Annotated in this window: 27 protein-coding genes; 8 read left to right on the top strand and 19 right to left on the bottom strand. The window is 48.2% G+C overall.

Annotated features, from left to right (window positions below; genetic code table 11):
- Window positions 1-10: 10 nt before the first annotated feature.
- From G9F48_RS02150 to G9F48_RS02105, 10 genes are all read right to left on the bottom strand, one after another.
- On the bottom strand, window positions 11-982 hold the full coding sequence (locus tag G9F48_RS02150; protein WP_071391950.1) for an ABC transporter ATP-binding protein: 972 nt from the start codon (window positions 980-982) through the stop codon (window positions 11-13).
- Window positions 960-1,886, bottom strand: a complete 927-nt coding sequence (locus G9F48_RS02145; protein ID WP_165408955.1) for a C40 family peptidase — start codon at window positions 1,884-1,886, stop codon at window positions 960-962. The genes G9F48_RS02150 and G9F48_RS02145 overlap by 23 nt, the downstream gene beginning before the upstream one ends.
- Complete coding sequence (locus tag G9F48_RS02140) at window positions 1,883-2,980, bottom strand: mandelate racemase/muconate lactonizing enzyme family protein (protein ID WP_165408954.1); 1,098 nt, start codon at window positions 2,978-2,980, stop codon at window positions 1,883-1,885. The genes G9F48_RS02145 and G9F48_RS02140 overlap by 4 nt, the downstream gene beginning before the upstream one ends.
- Before the next feature lie 6 nt (window positions 2,981-2,986).
- Window positions 2,987-3,922, bottom strand: a complete 936-nt coding sequence (locus G9F48_RS02135; RefSeq protein WP_446697965.1) for a S66 peptidase family protein — start codon at window positions 3,920-3,922, stop codon at window positions 2,987-2,989.
- An 87-nt stretch (window positions 3,923-4,009) separates the two neighbouring features.
- Window positions 4,010-5,629 (bottom strand): peptide ABC transporter substrate-binding protein, encoded by a 1,620-nt coding sequence (locus tag G9F48_RS02130; RefSeq protein WP_165408953.1) that lies wholly within the window; start codon window positions 5,627-5,629, stop codon window positions 4,010-4,012.
- A complete protein-coding gene (locus G9F48_RS02125) occupies window positions 5,626-6,654 on the bottom strand; it encodes an ABC transporter ATP-binding protein (protein ID WP_165408952.1) in 1,029 nt (342 codons plus the stop codon). Before G9F48_RS02125 ends, G9F48_RS02130 begins: the two co-directional genes overlap by 4 nt.
- Window positions 6,655-6,659: 5 nt before the next feature.
- The gene (locus tag G9F48_RS02120; RefSeq protein ID WP_077722106.1) at window positions 6,660-7,607 is read right to left on the bottom strand and encodes an ABC transporter permease; all 948 of its coding nucleotides are present in this window, start codon (window positions 7,605-7,607) and stop codon (window positions 6,660-6,662) included.
- A gap of 5 nt (window positions 7,608-7,612) precedes the next feature.
- Complete coding sequence (locus G9F48_RS02115; RefSeq protein WP_044053133.1) at window positions 7,613-8,539, bottom strand: ABC transporter permease; 927 nt, start codon at window positions 8,537-8,539, stop codon at window positions 7,613-7,615.
- 14 nt (window positions 8,540-8,553) lie between these two features.
- A complete protein-coding gene (locus tag G9F48_RS02110; RefSeq protein ID WP_007407248.1) occupies window positions 8,554-9,378 on the bottom strand; it encodes a M55 family metallopeptidase in 825 nt (274 codons plus the stop codon).
- Window positions 9,379-9,533: 155 nt separating this feature from the next.
- A complete protein-coding gene (locus G9F48_RS02105; protein ID WP_165408951.1) occupies window positions 9,534-11,093 on the bottom strand; it encodes an MFS transporter in 1,560 nt (519 codons plus the stop codon).
- 288 nt (window positions 11,094-11,381) lie between these two features.
- Here G9F48_RS02105 and htrA point away from each other — a divergent pair, with 288 nt between their 5' ends.
- Together htrA and G9F48_RS02095 are read left to right on the top strand one after the other, a co-directional pair.
- Window positions 11,382-12,731 carry a serine protease HtrA gene (gene htrA, locus G9F48_RS02100; protein ID WP_165408950.1) on the top strand — a complete coding sequence of 450 codons (1,350 nt, stop codon included), beginning with the start codon at window positions 11,382-11,384 and terminating at the stop codon, window positions 12,729-12,731.
- 100 nt (window positions 12,732-12,831) lie between these two features.
- Window positions 12,832-13,008, top strand: coding sequence for a hypothetical protein (locus G9F48_RS02095; RefSeq protein WP_165408949.1), 177 nt, complete (start codon window positions 12,832-12,834; stop codon window positions 13,006-13,008).
- A gap of 90 nt (window positions 13,009-13,098) precedes the next feature.
- Here G9F48_RS02095 and G9F48_RS02090 read toward each other — a convergent pair whose 3' ends face one another.
- The 3 genes from G9F48_RS02090 to G9F48_RS02080 form a co-directional block, all read right to left on the bottom strand.
- Window positions 13,099-14,070 (bottom strand): glycosyltransferase family 2 protein, encoded by a 972-nt coding sequence (locus G9F48_RS02090; RefSeq protein WP_003154790.1) that lies wholly within the window; start codon window positions 14,068-14,070, stop codon window positions 13,099-13,101.
- Window positions 14,071-14,093: 23 nt separating this feature from the next.
- Window positions 14,094-16,223 (bottom strand): glycosyltransferase family 39 protein, encoded by a 2,130-nt coding sequence (locus tag G9F48_RS02085; RefSeq protein ID WP_165408948.1) that lies wholly within the window; start codon window positions 16,221-16,223, stop codon window positions 14,094-14,096.
- A gap of 183 nt (window positions 16,224-16,406) precedes the next feature.
- A complete protein-coding gene (locus G9F48_RS02080) occupies window positions 16,407-17,357 on the bottom strand; it encodes a ring-cleaving dioxygenase (RefSeq protein ID WP_077722102.1) in 951 nt (316 codons plus the stop codon).
- A 321-nt stretch (window positions 17,358-17,678) separates the two neighbouring features.
- Here G9F48_RS02080 and G9F48_RS02075 point away from each other — a divergent pair, with 321 nt between their 5' ends.
- From G9F48_RS02075 to G9F48_RS19665, 6 genes are all read left to right on the top strand, one after another.
- The gene (locus G9F48_RS02075; RefSeq protein WP_165408947.1) at window positions 17,679-18,995 is read left to right on the top strand and encodes an APC family permease; all 1,317 of its coding nucleotides are present in this window, start codon (window positions 17,679-17,681) and stop codon (window positions 18,993-18,995) included.
- Window positions 18,996-19,280: 285 nt separating this feature from the next.
- Window positions 19,281-19,898 (top strand): DUF47 domain-containing protein, encoded by a 618-nt coding sequence (locus tag G9F48_RS02070; RefSeq protein WP_003154804.1) that lies wholly within the window; start codon window positions 19,281-19,283, stop codon window positions 19,896-19,898.
- A gap of 12 nt (window positions 19,899-19,910) precedes the next feature.
- Entirely contained in the window at window positions 19,911-20,909 is a 999-nt protein-coding gene (locus G9F48_RS02065; RefSeq protein WP_003154805.1) for an inorganic phosphate transporter, read from the top strand.
- Between the two features lie 104 nt (window positions 20,910-21,013).
- Window positions 21,014-21,760, top strand: coding sequence for a type II toxin-antitoxin system SpoIISA family toxin (locus G9F48_RS02060; RefSeq protein ID WP_003154806.1), 747 nt, complete (start codon window positions 21,014-21,016; stop codon window positions 21,758-21,760).
- Complete coding sequence (locus tag G9F48_RS02055; RefSeq protein WP_003154807.1) at window positions 21,761-21,931, top strand: type II toxin-antitoxin system SpoIISB family antitoxin; 171 nt, start codon at window positions 21,761-21,763, stop codon at window positions 21,929-21,931.
- A gap of 96 nt (window positions 21,932-22,027) precedes the next feature.
- The gene (locus G9F48_RS19665; RefSeq protein WP_003154809.1) at window positions 22,028-22,153 is read left to right on the top strand and encodes a hypothetical protein; all 126 of its coding nucleotides are present in this window, start codon (window positions 22,028-22,030) and stop codon (window positions 22,151-22,153) included.
- Window positions 22,154-22,187: 34 nt separating this feature from the next.
- On the opposite strand, the gene G9F48_RS02050 is transcribed toward G9F48_RS19665, so the two are convergent.
- Genes G9F48_RS02050 through G9F48_RS02025 form a run of 6 tightly spaced genes read right to left on the bottom strand, consistent with a single transcriptional unit; the run spans window position 22,188 to window position 25,063 of the window.
- Window positions 22,188-23,066: an N-acetylmuramoyl-L-alanine amidase gene (locus tag G9F48_RS02050; protein ID WP_156735147.1), complete on the bottom strand. Its 879-nt coding sequence runs from the start codon at window positions 23,064-23,066 to the stop codon at window positions 22,188-22,190.
- Window positions 23,067-23,079: 13 nt separating this feature from the next.
- Window positions 23,080-23,343 (bottom strand): phage holin, encoded by a 264-nt coding sequence (locus G9F48_RS02045; RefSeq protein WP_156735148.1) that lies wholly within the window; start codon window positions 23,341-23,343, stop codon window positions 23,080-23,082.
- Between the two features lie 13 nt (window positions 23,344-23,356).
- Entirely contained in the window at window positions 23,357-23,620 is a 264-nt protein-coding gene (locus tag G9F48_RS02040) for a hemolysin XhlA family protein (protein WP_003154815.1), read from the bottom strand.
- Between the two features lie 51 nt (window positions 23,621-23,671).
- Window positions 23,672-24,433 carry a phage portal protein gene (locus G9F48_RS02035; RefSeq protein ID WP_109566883.1) on the bottom strand — a complete coding sequence of 254 codons (762 nt, stop codon included), beginning with the start codon at window positions 24,431-24,433 and terminating at the stop codon, window positions 23,672-23,674.
- 56 nt (window positions 24,434-24,489) lie between these two features.
- Window positions 24,490-24,687, bottom strand: coding sequence for an XkdX family protein (locus G9F48_RS02030; RefSeq protein ID WP_003154819.1), 198 nt, complete (start codon window positions 24,685-24,687; stop codon window positions 24,490-24,492).
- Between the two features lie 4 nt (window positions 24,688-24,691).
- On the bottom strand, window positions 24,692-25,063 hold the full coding sequence (locus G9F48_RS02025; protein WP_165408946.1) for an XkdW family protein: 372 nt from the start codon (window positions 25,061-25,063) through the stop codon (window positions 24,692-24,694).
- Window positions 25,064-25,070 lie beyond the last annotated feature (7 nt).

The following is a 25,070-nucleotide window of genomic DNA, read 5'->3' as shown; positions in this document are numbered from 1 at the left end:
CTTTATATTGTCAGCTTTCTTTTTTGTATAAATGGCAGGCGACAAAACGCCCCGCTTTCACTTCTTCAAGCTCAGGCGTTATCTTACCGCAGAGCTCCATCGCTTCAGGACACCGCGTCCTGAATACACAGCCGCTCGGCGGGTTAAGGGGGCTCGGCAGCTCCCCTTTCAGAATAATCCGTTCACGCTTGTCCTCAAGAAGCGGATCAGGAATCGGGATTGAGGATAAAAGCGCCTTCGTATAAGGGTGAAGCGGTTCCCGGTAAAGCGCAGCGCTTTCTGTAATTTCCATCATGCGGCCCAAATACATCACGCCGATCCGGTCGCTGATATGCTTGACCATTGATAAATCGTGGGCGATAAATAAAAATGTCAGCCCTTTCTCTTTCTGAAGCCTTTTTAAAAGGTTGACGACCTGAGCCTGTACCGACACATCCAGCGCGGAAATCGGCTCATCCGCCACGATAAATTCGGGATGCAGAGAGAGCGCTCTGGCAATTCCGATTCTCTGCCTCTGTCCGCCGCTGAATTCGTGGGGATACCGGCTGCCGAAATCCGGGTGGAGCCCGACAGCTTCAAGCAGTTCATCCGCCATCATCAGACGGGCTTTTCTTGTATTGTAAAGATTGTGGATTTCCATCGGCTCTAAAATAATTTCCCTTACGGTCAGGCGCGGATTTAACGAGGCGTAAGGGTCTTGGAAAATCATCTGCAGCTTGCGGAAGAAGACCGACCGCTGTTCTGCCGCGGCACGGTGTATATCCGTCCCTTCATATGATACCGAACCGGCCGTCGGGTCATACAGACGGAGAATAACTCTTCCGAGCGTCGATTTACCGCATCCCGATTCTCCGACAAGTCCGAATGTTTCCCCTCTTTTAATGTGAAAACTGACACCGTCGACTGCTTTTACGGCTTTCTTTCTTCCTGCGTCAAAATGCATTTTCAGCCCGCTGACTTCAAGGAGCGGAGATGCCGTCATTTTCTATTCCCCCTTTTCGCTTAATACAGCGGCGTACGGTGCATAATTCTTTTTCATAGATCGTTCCTTTCAAAGACAGCACTTCGATTGTTTTTCCCGTTTTCGGGGAGTGCAGCATTCGGCCGTCTCCCAGCGCCAAACCGACATGGTGAATCGCGCCTTTTCCTTCTTCATAGGCGAAAAACAAAAGGTCAGCCGGCCGGATATCGTTTACCGCCGCGCCGCACCCGGCTTTTGCTTGGTCCTTTGCATCACGGGGAAGGGTATAGCCGTTTGCTTTAAATATCGAATACATAAACCCGGAACAGTCAAACCCGAAACCGCTCAGTCCTCCCCATAAATACGGAAGCCCGAGAAACATCATGCCCGTTTCGATGACATCGGCTGCCCGTCCTTCCGTATGCCGGCACTCGTCTGCGTCAGCTTCATTTACGAACCGTTCTCCGAGAGGCGTCACAACCCGGAAAAAGCCTTTCTCACATCCTGATGCCGGAAGACGCGTTAAGAAACTTACTTCCAAGTCCGGTTCGCCGTTTGTGTGATATAAAATAGCTGTCGGTTTGGTAATCCATACGGCGGGCGAAGATGAATAAAAGCCGTCTTTTGAAAGCTGGCTTTTATTCATCCAGCCCGGATATCCGCGCGCATCCTTGTTTGAAGGCTGGCCGGGAACGGCAACAAAAGCCCATTCCCCTTCCTCTTTGAGAATGATCACCTCTTCCCCGAAAAGCGCTTGCGTTTGGACAAGGTTGTCTGTGCATAATTGCAGCCGCTCTTCATATCCCATAGACGCTAACCATTTTCTGATCTGCGGCGGGTTTTCAAGCATCGGCGCATCATACGAACGGGGAGATGACGGCAGCGTCCATACGTTGGCTGCCGCCGCTGTAACGGCTGCTCTCATCTTTTCGCCTCCTCTTGTATCGACACACCGATAATGCCGAGACCCGGTTCATCGGGAATCGTAATCTGACTGCCGCTGTATGTGATGCCGCCTTTAATCAAATCATCTTTCAGCATAAGCGGCGCATCAAAATCAAACCTTGTCACATTCCGTTTGCCTGCGGCAAAATGAGCCGCGGCGGTGATGCCGAGCTTGGTCTCAATCATGCTGCCGACCATGCATTCCACGCCGCACGTTTCGGCCATCGCATTGATTGTTTCCGCCTGCTTTATGCCGCCCGCTTTCATCAGCTTAATATTGATTAAATCGGCGCTTCTCGTCTGCAGCACGCAAAAGGCCTGACGGGGAGTAAAGACGCTCTCATCCGCCATAATCGGCGTGTCTACGGCATCGGTGACCTGCTTCAGCCCGGCGATATCGTCTTTATGAACAGGCTGCTCGACCAGTTCAATGCCGAGGCCGGCGTCTTCCATCTTTCGGATCGCAGTCAGGGCTTCTTTCGGTGTCCAGCCTTGGTTGGCGTCCAATCTCAGTTTGACGTTTCCGCCGACACGTGATCTGATCGCCTGAATCCGGGCAACATCGTCCGATATGTCACCTATGCCGACTTTTATCTTTAAAATATGAAATCCTTTGTTCACATAACGGTCTGCATCCCCCGCCATCTCCTCAGGAGAATTGACGCTGACGGTAAAATCTGTTTCCAGTGTATTCCGATAGCCGCCGAGAAGCCGGTAAAGCGGCTGTCCGTGCATTTGCGCCCATCCGTCATATACAGCCATATCCACCGCGGCTTTTGCGCTTTGATTTCTTTCCAACAGCCGGCTGATATCATACAAAACAGCTTCCATGCCGGAAAGGCTCCGCCCCAAGAGAGCAGGCTTCAGCACATCGCGGACGGCGCTTTCAATACCGTCCGTGCTGTCGCCTGTAATAACAACCGTCGGCGGCGCCTCGCCCCAGCCGGTCAGACCGTTGTCAAAAGTGAGCTTCACAATGACCGATTCAGCATTGTAAACCGTGCGCAAAGCGGTCTTAAACGGCTTTTTCAGCGGCACGGATATCCGCCCCGTTTGAATATCTGTTATTCTCACGCCTGATCACTCCCTTCCGGAAACCCCCGATTCAATCGTTACCGCTTTGGCCGCCGTATCCATAACTGCGCGGGCTCCGATCGGAACGGCGAAGCTCGGTGAACAATGGCCGATTTTAAAGCCTTTGAGCGCAGGCTTCCCTGATTTGACAATGTAATCGTTCAGCACTTGCTCTAAAGTAAGAGACTTTTCTTTATTCTTCGGTTCGCATTGGTGAAAATCACAGACCAGAATTCCGGCTGCGTCCGACAGTTTTCCGGCCATTTTTAATTGATTCAGCATTTTGTCGATTTGATACGGCTCCTCATCAATATCCTCGATAAACAGCAATTTGTTTTTTGTATCAATTTCAAACGGCGTGCCGAGTGTGGACGTAATGAGCGACAGATTGCCGCCCGCAAGCTCTCCCTCGGCCCTTCCGCCTGTCAGCACCTCCAGCGGAGAAATGTCCTCCGTATAGGTGAATTCCGTTTCTGTAAAAAGCTGATGATACGACGCTTTTGTCAGGGGATCAGCATCTTCAAGCCCGACATCCGTGCTCAGCATCGGGCCGTGAAATGTGACGAGCCCCGTATTTTGATGAATGGCGGTATGTAAAAACGTAATATCGCTGTATCCCCAGAAAATTTTCGGATTGCGGCGGATTAAGCCGAAATCGATGTCGGCGGCAATGCGGCCCGTGCCGAATCCTCCGCACGCGCATATCACCGCTTTGACATTCTGATCACTAAACATGTCATGGAGATCATCGAGGCGCGCCCGGTCTTCTCCCGCCAAATAGCCGTGACGGGTCTTCAGCGCCCGGCCGAGTTTCACTTGAAGGCCAAGCTCATTCTCTAAAAACAGCAGCGCGGTTTGCAGCGTCCCGCTCTCAGGCGGGCTTGCGGGCGCAATCACACCGACAGTGTCGCCTTTTTGCAGTGCTTTCGGTTTATGGTTCATGACTTTTTCAATCTCCTTTCCGGATTGAAAAGTGAAACACGCCGCTCCTTTAACGGCAAAAGAGCGGCATATGTTTCCGCTGTAAGATCAGGACTTTTCCGCCCATTTCAGATCAATGTAACCGACGGGGTGCCGGACAATGCCCTTCACGCCGCTGTTCTGCAGATGCACCTGATTGTAAAAGTAAATCGGAATGATCGGAGCCTCGTTCATGAGCAGCTTTTCCGCTTTATGCATGAGCGCAAAACGTTTTTTGGCATCGGCTTCCTGTTTTGCCTGCTTGATGCAGCCGTCGTATGCCGCGCTTCCCCAGCCGGTGCGGTTCATGGAATTATCCGTTTGGAAAGCCTCAAGAAAACTGATCGGATCTGCGTAATCCGGTAAAAATGAGCTTTGAGAGAACTGGAACTTCAGTCCTTTCTGCTCTTCTAAAAAGACGTTCCATTCCATATTGGCGAGCTTAACGTCTATACCGAGCACACTTTTGAGCTTCTGCTGAATCGCTTCCGCTATTTTCTTATGCTCCGGTTTTGTGCTGTATGTCAATGTAACGGCGGGCAGCTTGTCATAATGCTCTTCTGCCATGCCTTTTTCCAGCAGTTTTTTGGCTTCTGATTCATCCGGAGTTAGTAAACTGCCGCCCGCTTCGCGGAAATCTTTCCCGTCAGGCTGAGTAAATCCCGGGGATACAAAGGCATGTGCCGGCTTTTCACTGTTTTTGGTCACATAATCCGTGATTTCTTTCTGATTAATCGCTGCAGCGAACGCTTTTCTGATCTTTTCATTTTGAAACGGCTCCATTTTAACGTTAAAACGATAGAAATAGAGTCCGGCCTGATCCCACGTGCGGATATTTTTTCCTCCCATCAGCTGCTCGCTCAGCTCTGCCGGCACAAAGGCGGTATCCAAATCCCCCGACTGGAACATCTGATAGTCGGTATTCCGGTCACTGACCATCGCCCATGTGACTTTATCCAGTTTCACCGTCTTTTTATCCCAATACGTCTCGTTTTTGACCATCATCATGTTGTCGTCATGCTTCCATTCCGTCAGTTTGAACGGCCCGTTGCCGACAAAAGTTTTTGCTTCAGTGAACCATTTCGGATCAGCCTTGGCGACCTTCTCATTAATCGGGAAATACGCCGGATTGGACACGACGCTCAAAAAATAATCCTGCGGGGCCGCCAATGTGACGACAAGCGTTTTTTTATCCTTTGCCGTGACTTTCACGTCTTCTCGTTTGCCTTTTCCGCTGTTAAATTCTTCTCCGCCTTTGATCATGTAGCCGAGAAAAGCGGAAGATGCGCCCGTTTTCGGATCGAGCATCCGCTTCCAGGCGTACACGAAGTCTTCCGCCGTGACGGGATCGCCATTTGTCCATTCGGCGTTATCACGGATATTGAAGGTATATGTCAGCTTATCAGCGGACACCTCCCAGCTTTCCGCCATGGCCGGTTCAGGCTTATTATCTTTTCCGAGCCTCGTCAATCCTTCCATGATGTTATTCAGCGGCTGCCAGGAAACATTATTAAATCCGATCGGCGGATCAAGTGAGGTCGGCTCATTTTCGTTATTGAGCCGCAGCACCGTCTCACCCTCCTGTTCTTTTGCTTTGCCGGGTTCTGTCCCCGCCTGTTCATTGGCTGTACAGCCCATCAGAGCAAACGAAACAACAGCAATCACACCGATCGCCCATCTCTTTTTCATTTCAATCCCCCTTTTTCCTCTGCTGCCGTCAGCTGCTGCTTCAGCCGCTCTGCACGGTGATCCTGAAGCCAGCAGTTGACGATATGGCTTTTGGATTTCACGGTTGTTGCCGGGTATACCTTTTCACAGACGATCATCCTGTCCGGGCAGCGGGCGGCAAACGGGCAGCCCGCCGGCGGATCGAATAAATCAGGCGGCGTCCCGTCAATCGGCGAAAGCTCACTATCCTCCATATCCAGCCGCGGCACTGAACGAAGCAGCCCCTTTGTGTATGGATGAACCGGACGGTAAAAAATATCATGCCTCGTGCCGATTTCGGCGATTTTCCCCGCATACATGACGGCGACTCTGTCGGCGGTCTGAGCGACGACGCCGAGATCATGGGTGATCAGAATAATAGACACGCCTGTTTTTCTTTGAATCTTCTTAAATAATTCAAGGATTTGTGCTTGAATCGTCACATCAAGAGCCGTTGTCGGTTCATCGGCGATCATAATTTCCGGCTCGCAGATCAGAGCCATCGCGATCACGATCCGCTGCCGCATGCCCCCGCTTAATTGGTGGGGGTACTGCTTCAGGCGGGATTTCGAGTCCGGGATACCGACCAGATCCAACATGGCGAGAACCTCGGATTCAGCTTGTTTTCTTGTCATGGCGCGGTGTTCCAACAGCGCTTCTGAAAGCTGATTCCCTATGGTCAAAGTCGGATTGAGCGCCGTCATCGGGTCCTGAAAGATCATAGAAATTTCGCGCCCCCGGATTCCCCGCATTTCCCGATCCGACATTTGGCAAAGGTCTTTCTGTTTAAATTGTATGCTTCCGGATTCAATCTTTGCCGAATGTTTCGGAAGTAGACCCATCACGGCTTGTGACGTCACGCTTTTTCCGCATCCCGATTCACCGACGATCGCAAACGTTTCACCTTTATATAAATCGAAGCTGACGCCTCTCACGGCTTTTACAGTGCCTCCGTATGTTGAAAAAGTAACATGCAGATTTTGAACGGAAAGAACTTGCTGCGCCATTTTTCCTACCTCCTCAGTTTCGGGTCTAACGCGTCCTGCAAGCCGTCTCCAAGCACGTTAAACGCGTACATCGTTAAGGAAATGAAAAAAGCGGGAAAAAACAGCCGCCACCAATGGCCTGATAAAATCGCCGGCAGCCCGTCATTTGCCATGACTCCCCAGCTTGCAAACGGCGCCTGAATGCCAAGTCCGAGAAAACTTAAAAATGATTCCGCAAAAATCGCCGCCGGCACCGTCAGCGTCATTTGGACAATAATGGCTCCCATCGTATTCGGCAGCAGATTTTTCTTAATGATCCGAAATGTTTTCGCTCCAAACGTTTTCGATGCCAATACGTGTTCATCATGCTTCATCCTCAGCACCTGCCCTCTCACAATCCGCGCCATGCCGACCCATCCCGTCACGGTCAGAGCGACGATAATGGAACTGAGCCCAGGCCCCATCAGCACCATTAACAAAATGACAACGAGCAGATACGGCAATCCGTAGAGAACCTCGATGATTCTCATCATGACGCTGTCTGTCCGGCCCCCTTTGTAGCCCGCGACGCCTCCGTAGATAACGCCGATCAAAAAGTCGATCAGTGCCGCCATCACACCGACAAATAAAGAGATTCTCGCTCCGTACCACGTTCTTGTAAACACGTCCCGGCCAAGTTCATCGGTTCCGAACCAGTGTGAAAAAGACGGCGGAAGATTCTGCTCGGCGAGCGTCTGCCTTGTCACGCTGTGCGGTGATATCAGCGGGCCGAACACAGCCGATAGAAACAGGCAGCATAATATCACAAGTCCGGCCATCGCCAATTTGTTCTTTTTAAGCCGCCGCCACGCATCCTGACTGTAAGACAGGCTCGGACGCTTGACCGACTCGGTTTCACCCTTTCTTTCCGCGCCCGGCTGAAACCAGTCATCAGGCACTTCTGTGTGTTTTACCGTTTCTTGCGGGAGATTCATCAGGATCACCCTTTCTTATGAAGTTTTATGCGCGGATCTAACAGGCCGTATGCCAAATCAACCAGAAACAGCAGGACGATCAGAATCACACTGTAAAATACGGTCGTTCCCATGATGACCGGGTAATCACGCTGATTGATGCTTTCTACGAAATATTTGCCCATTCCCGGTATGGCAAAAATTTTCTCGATGACGAAACTGCCCGTTAAAATACTTGCGGCAAGCGTCCCGAGCACTGTCACAACAGGCATAAGAGCATTTTTCAATGCGTGTTTGATCACAATTTTGACGGGAGAAAGCCCCTTTGCTTTTGCCGTGCGGATGTAATCCTGAGTCAGCACTTCGGCCATGCTTGATCTTGTCAGCCGCGCGATAATGGCCATGGGACCGACGGCAAGCGCAACAGTCGGCAGAACCATGTGAACGGGACTCGTCCAGGTAGCTGCCGGAAACCATTTCAGATGAACCGCAAATTGCTGAATCAGCAGCGTAGCCATTATAAAATTCGGAATGGAAATCCCGAGCACCGCAAGGCTCATGGCCGCATAATCGAGAAAGCCGCCGCGCCTGAGAGCGGCCGTTATGCCGAGCGCGAGTCCGGAAATCACAGCGATGATGATCGCCGTTATCCCAAGCTCGAAGGAAACCGGAAATCCGCGTTCAAGCATGGCGTTTACACTGTCTGACGGTTTTTTGATTGAAGGACCGAAATCAAAGGTAAGAATGGATTTTAGATAGATGGCGTATTGAGTGATAAGAGGTTCGTTCAGATGGTAGTAGGATTCAAGATTTCGCTGGACCGCTTCGTTTGTGCCCCGCTCTTCGTTAAAAGGCGAGCCGGGTATCACTTTCATCATGACAAATGTCAGAGTGGTGATGACGAGGACGGTCATAATCATGGCGATAAAACGTTTGATAAAATACCGCAGCAATGCCGTTCACCCCTTTAACAGAATGTTGTTCTCATGGCGAGTTCTGTCATGACGAGCATGGCCTGATAGGCTTCCGGCATGTCTTTTGCCTGAAATTGAACGATTGTCGTTCCCGGGATGATTTCTGTGCCCGGCATTAAATGGGCCCATTCAGCCTGTCCGTAATTGGCAAATTCAATGCCTAATACAGGTCTTTCAGGCGGAGTCAGCGGTTTGACCTTATCTTTATTTTTGAGCGCATAGGCTGTTTTTTCCGTCAGGAGCCGTCCGGCTTTTTGAGGGGACAGGCATTTGACCGCAGTTCTTGAAATGGTTTGTTTGACGGCGGCAGTCGTCACATTCGGGATCAGCTCCTCCGCCTCTTTTGCGGCGCAATCATCTCCGGCAGCCATGATGACCGGGACATCGTAAAATCCGGCGAGATAGGCATTTAACCCCAGTTCACCGACCGGCTTATCATTTATGTAAAAGTGGCGGACGCCGAATATCATGCTGTGCGACATGACGCCCGGCATCGACGCTCTCGCATGATAGCCGATAAACATCACACCTGAATACGATTCATCAAGCCCCTGCATCATGGAAAACGGCTTGACATCCCCCGTAATCAGCTCTGCCTCAGGGTGAAGTTTTTCCGCGAGCAGATTATTCATCTTTGAGTGGCTGTCATTCACGGTCACTTCCGTGCATCCGTTATTAAACGCTTCTGCGATGCACCAGTTTGCTTCTTCGGTCATCAGAACCCTGCCGCGCTCATAATTGTGCATGCGGGAATTGACAAATGTTTCATCAGGCAGTCCGGAAATCCCTTCCATATCCACAGATAGATACAGTTTCATGTAATGCCTCCTTTTTTACTTAAAATTTCGATATTAAATTATGAATATTCTAACAAATTATATTAAAAAAGGATGAAACATGCAATATACCATTCTGCCATTATGGGAAAAAACAAACCCTTTTCACCGGGAAAAGGGTTTGCTGATAAAAAAAGTTACATACCGTTTTTGTTTATAGGGTGACCCCGAAACTGTCTGACCGCACTTCTGTATTCGCGATCGGGAATGACCTGATGCCTGATCGGTCCAGGAGCCTGCGGCGAAGGCTCTTCATCCGCCTGCTTACGGACGGCATGCGGTTTATGCGCCAGCTTATGTCCCATGCCGGTCGCATTCATGACAAATGATAAACACACTAAAAGCAAGCTTAAGATGAAAGCAATAAGAAACAAATCGCTGTATGTCCCCATCAGCAGGTCATGCGGCGATTGTGTGCCGCGCGCGCCCCGAAGCGTGCCGGAAGCATCTCTTTTCGTAAAATACCCTATTAAAACAGGTGCGCCCATATAAATGAACAGCCTCAAAAACTGAACTGCCGTCATGCGTTTCACCAGTTCCGGAAGCGGTCCGCCCAACGCGGCTCCCATCAGTCCGGCTGCCACGATAAGCCCTGTCCCGGCCGCCAGCATCACGAAAAGCCCCGCAAATAGAATAAGGGGTATATGATGATCCGCCGTCATCCATTGGAAATTCACGAACACCAGTATAACAGAGCCTGTTATGCCGAGCATGCCCGGACCGACTTTATCATATGCTAATGCACTGATAACAGCGGCGATGGCCACGCCTCCCAAAAGGCTCGCATATAGAAATATCTGTTGAGTTTGTGACATGTGGTATGCGGTCTGAAGCTCCCCGTGAAATGCAGAAAGACTGACCGCTATGGAAATACTGCCCGCAGCGATCATGAAAACACCCAGAATCGGCTTTGGAATCAGCATAAGTTTAATCGAAATCAGCGCATGTTCGTTTCTGTACTGCATGATCAGCAAGATCAGAAGAATGACGATGCTTCCTCCAAATCCCGCCAATGTCTGCCATGATGAAAAGCCCCATTTCGGCAGATGAATAAATGTATAGGCGGTCAGCACGGCTGATACACCCGCTAACAGAAAACCGATGCCGTCAAATGGAGATTTTTCAGTATTTTTATGAGCGTCATCCCGCAGCCACATATAACTGAAAATGAGGCCGAAAAAAGACAGCAGGCCAAAAATGCCGAACAGCCAATGCCAATGGCCGGCGCTTGCCGCCGCCGTGCCTAAAACGGTCCCCAAAATGACGGACCCGTAAAATCCGCCGATTAACACAAATAATGCGTAATTCCGGCGTTCAATCGGAAACGAAAGCACCAGCATCGGAATCATAATCATCAGCATAGTGCCCGCCGCAGCCCCCTGTAAAAAACGGCCCGCGGCGAGCGGATAAATATCATTTGTCACAGCAGCAAGCAGCGCTCCGATGACACCCGCGGCCATCGAAATCATATAGACAGGCCGGGAGCCGAATCTTTTTCTTAAATACGGCCCCGCCGGCACGAATAAGGCAAATGCCATATTACCGATAATAATCGGATGAAAAGAGTCAAAGTTTTCCCCGCCGACCGTCTGCCGGACAAGGCTTTGGACAGCCGAAAGAGCCGTATTCGACATCAGCCCCGGCCCGACCGCCAGCACAGCAAGCAGAGAAATGATCCAATGATGTTTTTCTTTCATTTGACAGCTCCTTTCTTACTATTTGACAAAGTGAAAAAGCTAACAGATTTCCCCCATTAGCTTGACAGAATTTTTTTCATATCTTTTCATGTGAAGGATTGAACATAATATCTCATTATTATTTCAAATCCGATGGAAATTGTCAATATAAAGCGCCGCCGTCCGATTTCATCTTTTTCACAATTTCCCACAATCTTTTCATTATTATCCCACACTTTTTGTTTAAGATGGAGTCAGTAATAATAGGCAAATCATGCTATGATGAAATAGAGAAACGGAGTGAACATGATGGATAACTATCGTGATGAAAATCGGACAGACCAAAAAGAACAGGAAGTCCTTTTAGTAAAAGAAAACCCGCAGCCGGCCGGATATTCCGCGCCGGACGAGGACAAGAAAAAACGAAGCTTCGGCTGGTTCAGACCGCTTCTCGGCGGAGTGATCGGCGGAGGGCTCGCCCTCGGTATCTATACATTTACGCCGCTTGGAGACCATCAGACTCAAGATACTTCCAATCCGGCTCCCGCTCAGGAAACGTCATCGGTAGCCGCTAAGCAGACATCTTCTGAATCCGGCAGCGGCAAATCGGCAAACAGCTCATCGGCAAATTCAAGCAGCATTTCGAATATGGTGGAAGACATTTCACCGGCGATCGTCGGAATCACCAATCTGCAAAAGCAGCAAAGCAGTTCCGATTTATTCGGATTCGGATCAAGCTCAGATTCAAACTCTAATTCATCGGGTGATGATGCGGAAACGGGATCGGGTTCAGGCGTTATTTTTAAGAAAGCAAACGGCAAAGCGTATATCATTACGAATAACCACGTGGTCGAAGGCGCCTCTTCCCTTAAAGTGTCATTATATGACGGCACCGATGTAACAGCTAAACTCGTCGGCAGCGACTCTCTGACAGACTTGGCCGTTTTAGAAATCAGAGATAAACACGTAACAAAAACGGCAAGCTTCGGCAGCTCATCCGCTCTCAGAACGGGTGAATCCGTCATCGCCATAGGTGATCCGCTCGGAAAAGACCTTTCCCGCACCGTCACACAGGGCATCGTGAGCGGCTTAAACAGAACCGTCTCGATCTCCACGTCAGCCGGTGAGTCAAGCATCAACGTCATCCAAACCGATGCCGCCATCAATCCCGGAAACAGCGGCGGACCGCTCTTGAATACAGACGGCAAAATCATCGGCATCAACAGCATGAAAATCAGCGAAAATGATGTAGAAGGCATCGGCTTTGCCATTCCGAGCAACGATGTAAAACCGATCGCCGAAGAGCTTCTCACGAAAGGACAGGTGGAGCGCCCTTATATCGGCGTGAGCATGATCGACTTGGAACAAGTGCCGCAAAACTATCAGGAAGGCACACTCGGCCTCTTCGGCAAACAGCTGAATAAAGGGGTTTACATTCGCGAAGTGGCGCAGGGATCCCCTGCTGCCAAAGCCGGATTAAAAGCAGAAGACATCATTATCAGCTTAAAAGGGAAAGAAACTGACACAGGCAGCGAACTTCGCAATATTCTCTACAAGAATACGAAAGTCGGCAGCACCGTTGACGTGAAGATTATCAGAAACGGCAAGGAAATGACGAAAAAAATGAAACTGACTCAAAAAGAAGAAACATCTTCTTAACAAAAATCCAAGGCAGCCGCCTTGGATTTTTTTATATACAGCTGAAACTTTAGGCCTGGATCAGCCGTATGACTCAGTGTACAAAGGAGGATACATACACATGAAACAAACCGGACTTTTGCTGGTCGTTACCGGCCTGATCTTGCTGCAGCTGAGCATTCAGCTTCCTCAGCAAAACACTGCTTGGGGAATGACGCTTGGTGCAAGCATTTTACTGAACCTTTCGGGAACCGGACTGATCATGCGCTCTCTGCATACGCAGACCGGCCGCAGATGAATGAAAAAAGCCGCGGAACATTCTGTCATCCCGCGGCTTTTATTTCTGACATAAAAGCACCCTGCCCGCTGGCCGGACAGGGTGTTTCGGTTAAGACATATGCTGGTCCCGATAAATCTTTTCGTTTTTCATGCCGTACGCTTTTTGCACGATATAGAGCGGACGGTCTTTTGCTTCGTCATAAATCCTTCCGATATATTCGCCGATCATTCCGAGCATTAATAGAACGATGCCGCTGAATAACAGCTGTATCACAATCAGAGAGGACCAGCCCGTAATGGTGCTGTCTGTAAAAAGCTTCATGTATAAAACGATAAACATATAGAGAAAACCCGCTCCGGACATGAGCATTCCCGCATAGCTTGCCGCCTTGAGCGGTTTATGAGAGAACGTTGTGATCCCGTCCATGGAAAGCTTCAGCATTTTTTTAAGCGGGTATTTCGTTTCCCCCGCAAGCCGCTCATCTCGTTCATATTCTACAGCAGTCTGCTTAAAGCCGACCCAGCTGACGAGTCCTCTGACAAAAGGATTTTTTTCTTTTAATCTTTTCATCTCATCACAGACTTTTCTGTCCAGCAGGCGGAAATCTCCGGTGTCGAGCGGAATATCAATATCAGTCACGCTCCGCAGCAGCCGGTAAAACAGAGAGGCCGTCTGTTTCTTGAAAAAGGTTTCTCCCTTTCGTTTCGTTCTGACGGCGTACACCACATCGTAGCCTTCTTTCCACTGTTCAATCATATCAAGGATTAATTCAGGAGGGTCCTGCAAATCGGCGTCAATGACGGCGATTGCATTCCCCTCTGCATAATCCATGCCCGCTGTGATCGCGATCTGATGTCCGAAGTTTCTGGAAAAATCAATAATTTTCACTCTCGGATCAATCAGACTTTGCTCTCTTAAAATCTCAATACTGCGGTCTTTGCTCCCATCATTGACAAAGATCAATTCATAATGCTCTTTTGTTTGATCCATGACTTCTTTCAGGCGCTGATAGGTTGTCTGAATGACGAGTTCTTCGTTATAAACCGGGACGACTATTGAATATTGAATATGTCTGCTCATGTTTTATCCTCCTATTCATCAGATTACAGTTCGTATAGTGAAGCTGACTGATTCATTCCGCCCGGCCCGCCGCTCATCCGGCTGTTTTTACCCGCGGCCTTGCTGCTTTTTGTATCAGCTGCATCATGATTTTTCGTTTTCTGATCTGTGCTTGATTGCCATTTGTCTGAAGATACTTTCTTTCCGTTTTTCTCAACCCATTCAACAATATCGTTTTTTCCGCCTTTGCCCATTCCGGATGTTAAGAAGTATTTTACTTTCCCTTGTTTTACGAGCTTTTTAAATTGAGTCAGCGTAATGGCCGGGTCAGACCCGCTGAATCCGCCGATCGCCATGACCGCTTTTTTCGTTTTTATAATGTAAGGCGCCGCTGTGTTGGAATCGGTTGTAGCAAATAGATAGTCTGCTCCGGCGTTATGTTTCTCTAAATAGTTGATCAGTTTTGTATTGACAGATGCGTTATCCATTCCCATGCCTTTTCCGCTTGCTGACGCAAGCTGAGGGCCTGTTTCAGGCAATGAGCTGTTGCCTCCGTACAGAAGCGGTGTGCTTGCCCAATAAATCGGCATCACCATCAAGACGAGAAGGGCGGCAAGTGAAACATAGTAACTGAGCGGTTTTTGGCGCTGTTTGAATACGAACAGGGCGATTGCTGCCACTGCGCCGAGAACGCCTGCTCCGATGCTCCAGCCTGCGCCGATTTGATCATTGTAGTTTCTGAGAATAAACAGCTCAAATCCGGTTGTCACAAGAATAGCGGCCGGCAATAGCCAAGTTTTCCATCCCGCCTGCTTGCGGTACAGATGAACGAGGGCGACCCATCCCGCACCGGTAAGAGCAGCAATCGGAGGCGCCAGCATAATGAGATAATAATGGTGGAAAAATTCCGCCACACTGAAGAATCCGGCAATCGGCACAAGCCACGCTGCCCAAAAGATCGTTTCCTTCTGTTCTGCTGATAATCTTCTTCTTTCTCTCGCCCCGGCGATCAATAAACCGGCCAATCCAAAAATCGCAAACGGCAGGAGCCAGCTGATCTGATCTGATAATTCTTGTTGGAAGAGTCTCAGCGGACCGGGTGTTCCCGTACCGAACATTCCTGACCCTGACTGCATTTTCGAGCCGGTGCCTGTACCGCTTTTTCCTCCGCCGCCGGGACCGCCTCCGCCGCCGTCTCCGCCGCTTGGAGGGCCTCCTTGACCGCCGCTTGGCATTTGTCCGTTAGATGGAGGTGCCGTCATACTGCCGGTTTGTGATTTGTCTCCGCTTGCTGACTGGCCGGGCGGTTTTTGCATTTGTGAAGAACCGCCGGAAGAAGACATCTCTTTCGATGCGTTTCCGTCGGGCCCGCCCTGGCCGCCGGAACTTTGCCCCGTCAGCCGCTGAATCCCGTTATATCCGAAAGCCAATTCCAATACGGAGTTTGTCTGGCTGCTTCCGACATATGGCCTTTTTCCGGCAGGAATATTGTCAACAATGAGCGGCCATGACAATGAAACGGCTGCTAATACGGCCAGCGCGCTTACCAGTGAAATGATTTTTTTCTTAATCGTGGTATTTGCCGCCATCATATAGAACAGCAAAAAGGCCGGTAAGATCATATAAGCCTGAAGCATTTTTGTGTTAAAGCCTACTCCGACGACAAAAAATGCCGCCAAAAGCCAGATCAGTTTTCCTTTTCGAATCGCTTTAAAGAGAAGCCATGTGGCGAACAAGAGGAAAAAGACCAGTAAAGCATCGACATTGTTTGTGCGCGCTACGGCTACAGCAATCGGTGTACACGCCATGACAAACGAAGCGATGCGCGCCGCCGTTTTTCCGAACGTCGGCTTTATTAATAAGTACATGAATAGAACTGAACCTACCCCCGCCAATGCCTGAGGCAGGATGACACTCCACCCGTGCATACCGAATATCAGCGCGCTGATCGTTTGAATCTGGTATGTAACAGGCGGTTTATCTACCGTGATAAATCCGGCTGCGTCAAATGAAGCGTAAAAGAAATTATGAAAGCTTTGAAGCATACTCGTTACCGCTGCGGTGTAATAAGGGTTCACCGTATCGTCATTCCAGATGTTGTACATATTCAAGAATGCGGAAGCGAGTAAAATGAGGATGAAGACCGCGTCTATCTCGCGTTTTTTCATTTTCACCTGTGTTTTCACTCCTTTTGTTTAACTTTGAACAAGTGTAACAACCAAATGTGAAAAATTTATTAATAAACAAAGACAATTATTTTGCCGTTTACAAATAGGTAAAAAGAATGACAAAACGGGTAAAAAAGCAAAAAAAAGATGCCCCCGTCAAGCCGGAAGGCATCTTTCATTATTTCTGATTTACTGAATCGGTTTCAGCCGCGCTTCTATTTCAGAACGGCGGTGTTCGAGATAAGGCGGGAGCGCAACCGTTTTGCCTAGCTCTTCAGGTTTTTCATCAACCATAAATCCCGGACCGTCCGTTGACAATTCAAACAGAATTCCGTTCGGTTCCCGGAAGTACAGCGCTTTGAAATAATAACGCTCTACAATGCCTGAGTTGCTGAAACCTTCTTTCGTAATGATGCGGTGCCATAAAGCAAGCTCCTCCTCATTCTGAACACGGAAGGCCACATGGTGCACGCTGCCTTTTCCAGGACGCTCGCGCGGAAGATCGTTTCTTTCAATGAGATGGACTTCTGTACGCGCGCCACCGTTTCCGGATTCGAGCACCGTAACCGTGCCCCGGTCTTCATGTGTTTCTTTCCCGATTTCAGTGAAGCCCAGCACATCGGTTAACACACGCAGCGTCGGTTCTGCGTACGGGACGGTCAATTCAACGGGACCAAGACCGCGGAAAGAATATTCTTCCGGTATGCCGCTTTGCTTCACCGCTTCACCGATGTCTTTTCCTTTTTCGTCAGCTGTCAGCACAAGCCGCTGTCCTTCATGATCCTGAAAAGCGAGTGTGTCCCTGCCCGCTATTTTCACGATCTCACTGTGAGAGACCTGATGCTCTTCAAATCGTTTTTTCCAATATTGAAGCGCTTGTGCATCCGGAACACGCAGGCCGATTGAAGAAATACTGTTTGTCCCCGCATGGAACGGCGCGATCCGCGGAATCTCGAAAAACGTCAATTCCGATCCCGGATTGGCTGATTCATCACCGTAAAATAAGTGATACATCGTCGGTTCATCCTGGTTTACCGATTTTTTCACAAGCTTCAGTCCCAGGATATTTCGATAAAAATCTAAATTTTTCTGCGCATCAGCCGTCAATGCTGATACATGGTGTATTCCATTAACTTTCATTATGTTATCCTCCAGTCAATTATCTCGATTTCGAGATATTTATATATACAATTTATGTTATCCGGATCGTAAAGTCAACCCATCTGCTTCACAGACGGTCTGCAGACTGCCGATCTCAAAATAACGAACTTTTGAAATTAAAAAACCATTAATGTTCGCTTTTAAAACCGAATTTTTTCCTTCTCAAAAGCAGAAACCTCTCTCTTTTAGGCAAAACACCAAAATCAGAAAATTTATTTTATTCGTGTTTCAGCAATTAGGGTTTACAATATGAAAAATAGTTTTTTCAGCATGACGATTTTACATCTGGAGGGAAAGGATATGCAGATTGAAGAGAACGGACTTAAAAAAGAGATCGGCCTTACCATCGCCCTCTCACTTGTTATCGGCACCATCATCGGTTCCGGCGTATTTATGAAACCAGGCGCCGTGCTTGCCTACTCCGGTGATGCGAAAACCGCGCTTATCGCGTGGCTGTTAGGAGGCATTTTGACGCTTGCCGGCGGCTTGACCGTTGCGGAAATCGGCACTCAGATTCCGAAAACGGGCGGACTTTATACATATCTCGAAGAAGTGTACGGCGAATTTTGGGGCTTTTTGTGCGGATGGGTTCAAATTATCATTTACGGCCCCGCCATTATCGGAGCAATCGGCTTGTATTTCGGCTCCTTGATGGCCCATCTGTTCAGCTGGGATTCCGGCTGGTCTAAATTAATCGGGATTTCAGCCGTTTTGTTTTTAAGCATCATTAACATTATCGGAACGAAATATGGCGGCATCGTACAGGGAATTACGACTGTCGGCAAATTGATTCCGATTATCTGCATGATCGTGTTCGGCCTTTGGAAAGGCGATCAGCATATTTTCACAGCCGTCACAAGCAGCATGTCGGAAATGAATTTCGGCGCTGCCATACTGGCCACCTTGTTTGCTTATGACGGATGGATTCTGCTTGCGGCACTCGGCGGCGAAATGAAAAATCCGGAAAAGCTGCTCCCGAGAGCGATGACCGGCGGACTCTTGGTCGTCACCGCCATTTATCTTTTCATTAACTTTGCGCTGCTGCACATTCTTCCTGCGACCGACATCGTCAAACTCGGTGAAAATGCGACCGGCACCGCTGCCGGAATGCTGTTTGGCGACATCGGGGGAAAATTGATCAGCGTCGGAATCATCGTCAGCATCTTCGGCTGTTTAAACGGAAAGATTCTCGCTTTTCCGCGTGTCTCGTTTGCGATGGCGGAACGGAAACAGCTGCCGTTTGCCGGACAGATTTCGCGGGTGCATCCGACGTTCCGCACCCCGTGGATTGCCGTGTCATTTCAGATCGCGCTGGCCATTATTTTCATGATCGCCAGCAATCCCGATAAGCTGTCTGAAATCTCTATTTTCATGATTTATATTTTTTACGTCATGGCTTTTTTCGCCGTGTTTATTCTCAGAAAAAAAAGCGGCGGAAAACCGCGCGCCTACAGCGTGCCTTTGTATCCGATCATTCCTGTTTTGGCCATCGCGGGTTCACTGTTTGTGCTGATCAGCACGATCATTACAGATACACTGAGCTGCGCGCTGTCCCTCTTGATCGGCCTCGCCGGGCTGCCGCTTTATTTTTGGCTGAAAAACGGCAGAAAAAACTGACAAAAACGGTTCCTTTTACGGGAGCCGTTTTTTTTCTGGCAAAATCACGTGCAAAAGTTGACAGCAAATTCACATCTTTTGTTATACTTTTTAAGCAAGATGTCTGAATTCGAAGTATGTTACGTTTTTTTGGCGAAGTGGGTAACATAAGAAAAACAGGATGAGACACGTTTTTACGAAAAAATCAAGAGGCGTTTTTTTCGACTTTATCTGTTTTTTTTCGACAAAAGGCTATATAATAATTTGATGTGTGCATTGTCTCATTCAAACAATGGAGGGTTTTTAATGATAAAAAGAAAAAAAGATAAGTTCTCACTCCTTTTAACAGAAATCGCAAAAAACATAGACGAAACCGCAGAATACTTTGTCAACTTTAAAGTGACGAACCAGACGACTTTAAAGGAATTTGCCGATACGTTAAAAGAGTTTGAAACAAAAGGAGATAATCATGTTCATGTCATGATTAAAGAGCTGAACAAAGCTTTTATCACTCCCATTGAACGTGAAGACATCCTTGAGCTGACAAACAGCCTCGATGACGTGCTTGACGGAATCGAACATTTTTCAGCAATGATGGAGATTTTCTCGATCACTTCTTCAGATGAGCATATCGATAAGTTCAGCGGATACATCAGAGAGTGCGCGAAGGAAATTTTAATCACGATTGAGCTGCTTGCAGAAAACCGATTGAAGGACATTCACCCTCACGCCATTAAAATTAAGGAATACGAGCACAGCTGTGATAACCTGCACCGTAAATCATTAAAAAATCTGTTCGGCACAGAAACCGATCCGATTAAAGTGATTCAGTACCGTGAGATTTACGAAACGCTTGAGGAAATTGCCGACTCTTGCCAAAGCGTTGCCAATAACCTTGAAACCATTATTATGAAAAACGCGTAACGAGGGGTTATAATGGATACTCTATTACTTTTAACGATATTAATTGTCATATGCGCTTTGGTATTTGACTTCATTAACGGATTTCACGATACCGCAAACGCAATCGCCACCTCAGTTTCGACAAAAGCGCTGAAGCCGCGGCACGCAATCGTCATGGCCGCCATCATGAACTTTCTCGGAGCGATGACATTTACCGGTGTGGCGAAAACCATTACGAAGGACATTGTGAATCCTTATACATTAGACAACGGGTCAGTCGTCATTCTGGCGGCTCTACTCGCCGCAATCGCCTGGAACTTGATCACATGGTATTTCGGCATTCCGAGCAGCTCTTCACATGCGATTATCGGAGCGATCGCCGGAGCGGCCATTGCAGCGTCAGGTTTTGCGACGCTTAATTATAAAGGGTTCATTAAGATTATCGAAGCACTTATTTTATCGCCGATTATCGCCTTTGTTCTCGGCTTTATCGTATATTCGATCGTGAAGCTGATTTTTAAAGACAGCAATCTGGCGAAAACAAATAAACGCTTCCGCAGAGTGCAGATTTTGACGGCTGCCATTCAATCCTATACACACGGAACAAACGACGCGCAAAAAGCGATGGGTATCATTACCATGGCGCTTATGACGGCCAATTTACATAAAAGTGATGCCATTCCTTTTTGGGTGCAGCTCTCTTGCGCCCTGGCAATGGGTCTCGGCACATCCATCGGCGGCTGGAAAATCATTAAAACCGTCGGCGGAAAAATTATGAAAATCCGTCCGGTAAACGGCGTATCTGCCGACTTAACCGGCGCAGCCATTATTTTCGGGGCCACGTTTATTCATCTCCCTGTCAGCACGACGCACGTCATTTCGTCTTCCATTCTCGGTGTGGGCGCTTCCCACCGCGTAAAAGGCGTAAACTGGGGAACGGCTAAACGGATGCTTATTACATGGGTCATCACCCTGCCGATTGCAGGTACACTCGGCGCCATCGCCTTTTTCATCTTAGATCTCTTTTTCTGATGACATCCGCTTCTTTACAGAAGCGGTTTTTTTTGTGACAGGAAAATGATGTCAAGACATAGAATGAACATAGCAGACCATTTTTCGAATTGTGAGGGATGCTCATGCTTTTGTTTTTTCAGATCATGGTGTGGACGATGGCGGCCGCACTCATTTTATACGTGTACGCATCCTGGCGGTATGAGGCAAAAGTAAAAGAAAAAATGTTTGCCATCCGTAAAACGTGGTATTTACTATTTGTAGTAGGCGCCATGGTCTATTGGACATATGATCCCGAATCGCTCTTTGCCGCATGGAGACAATATTTGATTGTTGCCGTCTGCTTTGCCCTTATTGATGCGTTTATCTTTTTGAGCGCGTATATCAAAAAGCTCGCCGGCAATGAATTAGAGACGGATACGCGGGAAATTTTAGAAGAAAATAACGAAATGCTTCACTCCTATCTTGAAAAACTGAAAACCTATCAATATCTGTTGAAAAATGAACCGATCCATGTATATTATGGAAGTACAGAAGCTTATGCGGAAGGCATCAGCAGACTGCTGGCCGCTTATGGAGAAAAAATGAATGTCACGGCTTCCTTGTGCGACTATTCCGCACAATCAGATAAGGACCGCTTGACGGAGCATATGCCTGATGCGGCGGACGTTCAGTCCCGTCTTAACCGTAAAGACGTCTACTATGATCAAAAAGGCAGGCTTGTGCTTATTCCGTTTACAGTCCAGGACCGCCATTACGTGATCAAACTCACGTCGGAAAACCTGTTGACGGAATTCGATTATTTGCTTTTCACATCGCTAACGAGCATTTATGATTTAATGCTGCCAATAGAAGAGGAAGGTGACGGTTAAATGGAGCAGGCATTTCAAAACGGGCAGCCGGAACAAAGAGCGAAACCGTTCAAAATGTTTAAAAAACGTTCAATGACAAGTATCGCCAGTTACCAGGTCAGCCCTCATACCGCCAGAATTTTCAAAGAAAACGAGCGGCTGATTGACAAGTATAAACAAAAAAAAGCTTGATTACACTAAGGACAGGAGACACGGCTCTTGTCCTTATTCCTTTTTTCCTTATCTTTCATATAATAAAACCAACAAAGAGATGCGACAGGTGATGATGTGAAGAAAATTGTCAGGCGTGTAAAGTTTGTGGATTACGGACGCTTCGGGCTTTCCGCTTATTCGCTGAGGATGCGGGCGAGGAATCTCGGGCTATTGAACCGGTTAAAAAAGAAAAAAGGCTGAATCCCGCAATGTGAACGGGACTCAGCCTTTTTTGTTAAAGCTGCATCAGAATTTTCGCTTTTACAGCGGGACCGTAGACGCCGTCAGACGTCAGTCCGTTTACAGATTGGAAGCGGGCCACGGCATCTGCCGTTTTCGGACCGTAGATACCGTCAATGCCGTTATTGACAGCTCCTTTTTCAGGATAGAAATAAAGCGCGGCGAGCGCGTTTTGCACCTGGTATACCTTTTCACCGGACGTGTACGGCTCTGTCAGCTGAATCACCTCGTCCGGAAGAGAATACAGTGCTTCAACCGGCGGGCTGACGATCAGCACTTGTCCGACTTTAATCAGGTTCGGGTCAGCGATGTTATTCCATTTCTGCAGATCGGCCACGCTGACGCCGAATTTCCGCGCGATCGCCGACAGCGTATCTCCTTTTTGGACGGTATACGTCTGTCTTTCCTCAGAACCGATTCCCGCTTTAAACTCATCCCATGTATCCAGCAGTCTTCTCGGACAAAGCTTTCCTGACCAATGCTTGTGCGCAACGACATTCGCAAGCGGGATGCCGTGCGACGTCATTAATGTGCGGATGAGCCATTGGGCGTTTGCCACGGCCTGTGAAAAGTTGCCGTCTGCGTTTTCACAAATTTCAATACCGATGGATTTACGGTTGCCGTCCCCGTTTCCGTCACCGGCATGCCAGCCGTTTTCGTTCAGCGGAAGATGCTGATAAATTTCCGTATCATCAACTGTGAAATGCCAGCTTGTCGGTGTATCGGGATTTTTCACATAGCTTGCGTGACTTTTGGCGTTAGCTCCGGCTGCCGTATTGGCTGTATTGTGCACCGTAATGTAAATCGGTGTCATTGCATAGCCTGGGCGGTTATTGTTTCCTGCCGGGATAAAATCCTGTGTGATTTTTACCATATTCTCATCTCTCCTATTTCGATAAATTGTTTATTTTTAATAAAGCCTGCTGTTTTTTCCCTTTTGCTGTAACATAATTGTTCCTAAACCAGGCGGCGGCAGTCGTTATGATTGTAAAAACGGCCGACCCGGCGGCATACAGCGTATCTGCAAGCTGGCTGACCTGGTCCTCCTGAATATTCAGCGGCGATTTGCCGAACATCAGCAAAGTTTGGTTCAATAAAGCAAGCAAAAGAAGCACCGTCCTGACGACCGTGCCTTTGTCCGCAAATTTCATATCAATTTCCCCCTTACTTTTGCAGCAGATTGTACATGATGGCGATGGCTCCGCCAATGACGCCCGTGCAGATTGCTGTCACGATCGCTCCTGTAATGGTCCGCTTAATCCATGTTGTGTTTTCGTCAATTTTGTTCAGTTTTTCATTCAGCGTCATGATTTGCTGATCCTGCCGGTCTGATACCCGCTCTAATGCGGCTACCCGCTGTTCAAGCACCTTTTGTTCACCTTTGATGCCTGCGAATTCTTTTTGCACCGCTTGTTCATCCAGAAGCACTTCCGCTCCCCCCTCTTACATTGTTCTCACCTCCCTTCGGAAGCTTCATTCTTAAGAAAATGCCGTGCCTTTGACAGAAAGGCTCCCGCCGGAAATGCTTTTGATTTCCATGAGGATTTCCTTAAAGCCGGCAATATCAAATGACCACACTTCTTCTGTGCCTGACGTACCGGCGGCTGATGTCCCGTCATCAGACCTGATTCCTCTGATCGGCACATTTTTTCCCGAGATGGATCTCCCCCAAAACGCGACATGGCCCGACTCAGCCGTGCCGGTGATTTCGACGAGAAGTTTTTTCCAAGCGCCCGCTGAGAAGATGCTTCCCACGCCCGCCTCTGCTGCATTTTCATGAAAAATCACGTCTGTATATGAAAACGCCATATCACCGCCCGAACCGACAGATTGGTATAAAACAAATTCGGACTGTTTTTGATTTCCATTTTCAAAACGGAACCGGTAATATCTTTTTGTCAGGCTGACCCACCCCGAAGCGGTCAGCACTCCGCCTTTTACTGCGACAGAATGTGAAGCTGTCCACGAATTGTTATCCTCGCTCTCTTCGATAAAAAGAGTTCCGCTGCAGTCCGAATAAGCCCACCCCTGTGCTCTGTTTATTAAGACGGCTCCTAAACGGTCTTGTCCGAATTGGCTGTAGACTTCAATCGCTTCTAGCGGCGTATTGGTAAGAAGCTCTGCCATTCCGGACAAATCAGCAACCGGTGTGACATAATCGTTTTTGTTACCGCGATAAGCTTTTACAGCGCCGGGCCTGCCAAGTTGATCGGCGGGAAATTCAAATGGATGCTTTTTCATCGGCCGTCCTCCTTTTCTCATTTATTAAAAATGACAAATAAAAAAAGCCGTTTGGCTTATGACACAGCATTTTTATAGTTTTCGTATGTTTCACCCGTTATTTCTTGAAATTCCTCAGGTGTGATATACTTCGCGGCCACACCTTCAGCCAGATCTTCGGCAGAGCAGTCATCATAGCCCATAGCCTGTTTTACCATTTCTGTTGAGGCCCACTCATAAAACAAGGCGTAAACCCAAAAGTTAAGCTTTTTCATTTTTTCATTCTCCTTTTACGTGTAAGAGTTCCAGTTTTAAAGACGCTAATTGCCTGCCGAGTGACTGCTGCGCTTGTTCGGCTGCTTTTCTGGCCAATTTCTCATTCGCCATCTGTCCGCCGAGGCCTGCAAGCTGGTTTGAATCGGTAGCCGTATCTTTTTTTAAGCTCTCTTTATATGCTTCGTCAGCGGTTTCCACCCATTCTTGTTTCTCTTCATCAAAAAATGGGCGCCACATGCCTTCGCCGTTTATTTCCGGCGGAAAGTCCGCAGCGTTAGGCGGCATCATATAATCTCCTGTCTCAGAATCCGGATAAAGCTCAACCGGAGTGCCTGTATAAATGTTGTCATTGTCATACGGAAATATTAATTTCATATTCTCG

The sequence above is a fragment of the Bacillus sp. EKM420B genome (genome assembly GCF_011065565.1).
Classification (GTDB): Bacteria; Bacillota; Bacilli; order Bacillales; family Bacillaceae; genus Bacillus; species Bacillus velezensis.
This window is presented reverse-complemented; position numbering and strand designations above follow the sequence as displayed.